Origin of the sequence: Promicromonospora kroppenstedtii DSM 19349 (assembly GCF_000515355.1) — a bacterium.
GTDB classification, from domain to species: domain Bacteria; phylum Actinomycetota; class Actinomycetes; order Actinomycetales; family Cellulomonadaceae; genus Promicromonospora; species Promicromonospora kroppenstedtii.
Genome location: NZ_KI911708.1, coordinates 33,148 through 35,806, shown reverse-complemented (window position 1 = coordinate 35,806; position 2,659 = coordinate 33,148). Strand labels below are relative to the sequence as shown.

Genomic DNA, 2,659 nt, shown 5'->3' with positions numbered 1-2,659 from the left:
GGCGGCCGCGGCCTGGGCGCCGAAGCGCCGGAACCAGCCGACGTCGCCGGGGTGCAGCTGCACGGGCGCGGCATCGGACTGCCACTCCCGCAGCGCTGCGGTGGCCCGGTCCAGGTCGTCGGCCCCGGGATCGCCCCTCATGATCGTCATGGGCTGATCCAACCTCTCGGCCCGGCCGGCCCGCCAACCATTTTGGTGGCCCACTGGTGACACGGATGCCCGTGGCACCTTTCTCCCACTTCCCGGCTCATTTACCGCATTGCAAACATCTCCGTATCCGATCCGGCACCCCGGACCGGCAGATAAATCACCGGGTCATACCTTGGCCCGCTGGAAGGAGAATGGTGATGAGAAGAGCGTCTGCACTTCTCGCGGTGATCTCGTTGGTGGCCTCGCTCCTCGGGGCCGTGGTCGGCGTGGCGGGGCCTGCTTCGGCCGCCGCACGTGACGGGGTCTGCGACAGCGGCGAGTTCTGTTACTACTACAACAGCGACAACGCGGGATCCGTCTCGGACTTCACGGGCTCGGTCAGCGACTACGGCACCGTGCAGCCCTCGTGCTACGACTTCAAGAGCTCGGGCAACGGCCAGGGCGAGTGCATCAAGAACAACGCCGCCTCGGTGTGGAACCGGACCGGCGAGACCGTCCGGGTCTACTACAACACCGGGTACGGCGGCGAGTACCAGAACATCGGCTCGGGCTACAAGGGCCAGCTCAGCGCGGAGCTCTACAACAACAACGCGTCGCACCAGCTCGTGGGGACCGCCGGCACCGACACCGGTGCGCGCAGCGGCACCTGTGAGGACGGCGAGTTCTGCTACTACTACAACAGCGGCAACGCGGGGTCGATCTCGGACTTCACCGAGTCCGCGGGCAGCTACGGCGACGCCCAGCCCACGTGCTACGACTACAAGGGCGCCGGCGCCGGCCAGGGCGAGTGCATCAAGAACAACGCCGCGTCGGTGTGGAACCGGTCCACGAAGACGGTCCGCGTCTACTACAACAGCAACTACGCGGGCACCTACCAGGACGTCGCTCCCGGGTTCAAGGGCCAGCTGAACAGCTCGCTCTACAACAACAACGCCTCGCACCAGTTCGTCGGCGCGCCCGCCTCCGGCAGCGGCTCGCGCAGCGGCACCTGCGAGTCCGGGGAGATCTGCTACTACTACAACAGCGGCAACGTGGGGTCGATCTCGGACTTCACCGACTCCGTCGGTGACTACGGCACGTCGCAGCCGTCGTGCTACGACTTCAAGGGTGCGGGCGCCGGCCAGGGCGAGTGCATCAAGAACAACGCCGCGTCGGTGTGGAACCGGTCCAGCAAGACGGTCTGCGTCTACTTCAACAGCTACTACGGCGGTTCCTCGCAGGCCGTGGCGGCGGGCTTCAAGGGTGCGCTGAACGGCACGCTCTACAACAACAACGCCTCCCACAAGTTCATCACGGGCACCACGTGCCCGGTCTCCGAGGGTCCCGTCGACCCGGGCAGCCCCGGTGGCGACACCAGCGGCGACTACAACCAGAAGGTCGAGCGGGTCATCCAGGCCGCGCTCGCGCAGACGGGCCAGGGCTACACGTACTCCTGGGGCGGCGGCAACAAGTTCGGCCCGACCTACGGCATCTGCTGCAGCCCGGGCGGCTACGACGACCGGAGCCGGTTCGGCTTCGACTGCTCCGGCCTGACGCAGTACGCGTTCTGGCAGGGCGCGGGTGTCGACATCGGCACCTACACCGGTGCCCACCTCAGCAAGGGCACCAAGGTCTCCATGAGCAACCTGCAGCGCGGTGACCTGATCATGTGGGGCGGCTGGTCCAGCACGTACCACGTGGCCATATACCTAGGAAACGGCCAGATGGTCGAGGCGGCGCCACCGCGCAACTCGACCAGCGTGCACGTGACGAACGTGTACGGAGGTGACTTCGGCATCCGGGTGAACATGTGATCCGGACCGGAGGATGAATGGCACCGTCCTGCCACCCAAAACGGTGGCAGGACGGTGCCATTTGTCGAATTCGCGGCCGGAATGGTCGCGGCACCTGCGTGACAGGCCATTTCTCTTGTTGGTGCCCCGGGAGCGGTAAAGGATGAGGGCAGAGAGAAAAAGAATCCCCTTGTCGAGATGGAGAATCATCGTGCAGATCAACGCCGTCCGGCGCGTCGCCGCCGTCGCTCTCTTCGCCGCCCTGCTCACCGGCGCGGGCCAGGGGGCGGCCGTCGCGTCCGACCCGCAGTGGGAGTCCGACCCGCAGTGGGAGGCGGCCCCGGTCTCGGCACCCGTGTGGGACGCGGCCCCGCCGACCGCCCAGCCCTGATGTCTCGTGCGCATCGTCAGCATCACCGTCGAGGCGCCGAACCACGCGGCCTGGATCACGTCGGCGAGACTCGTCGAGGAGGTCCGGGCCGCGGCCGTACCGCGGGACGAGCTGGCTCACGTCTACGCCGGCGTGCGGCCCCGTGGCTTCGGCGTGGTGGTCTTCCTCCTGGTCCCGCTGGACCAGGCCGCGGCGACCGGGTGCCGCCTGGTCCTGACCGCGGCCGACGCCCTGGGCGAGGGCTGGACCCTGGGCACGGTGCGGGTCTGGGGCCCTGGGGGCTGAGCTGAGCCCGGCGGGCCTCAGCTGAGGTCCGCAGGGGCCAGCCAGCCGCGCTCCAGGGCCC

Annotated in this window: 3 protein-coding genes; all 3 read left to right on the top strand. The window is 68.0% G+C overall.

What is annotated here, in order from left to right; genetic code table 11:
* The first annotated feature begins 347 nt into the window (after positions 1-347).
* Positions 348-1,943 carry a peptidase inhibitor family I36 protein gene (locus PROKR_RS31725; protein WP_211240183.1) on the top strand — a complete coding sequence of 532 codons (1,596 nt, stop codon included), beginning with the start codon at positions 348-350 and terminating at the stop codon, positions 1,941-1,943.
* Positions 1,944-2,112: 169 nt separating this feature from the next.
* The gene (locus tag PROKR_RS19320) at positions 2,113-2,313 is read left to right on the top strand and encodes a hypothetical protein (RefSeq protein ID WP_169736482.1); all 201 of its coding nucleotides are present in this window, start codon (positions 2,113-2,115) and stop codon (positions 2,311-2,313) included.
* 6 nt (positions 2,314-2,319) lie between these two features.
* Positions 2,320-2,598 carry a hypothetical protein gene (locus tag PROKR_RS19315; protein ID WP_036965878.1) on the top strand — a complete coding sequence of 93 codons (279 nt, stop codon included), beginning with the start codon at positions 2,320-2,322 and terminating at the stop codon, positions 2,596-2,598.
* Positions 2,599-2,659 lie beyond the last annotated feature (61 nt).

Bases quoted from the DNA above. Each gene is read 5' to 3' on its own strand.
- PROKR_RS31725 (WP_211240183.1), top strand. From the start codon at position 348: ATGAGAAGAGCGTCTGCACTTCTCGCGGTGATCTCGTTGGTGGCCTCG.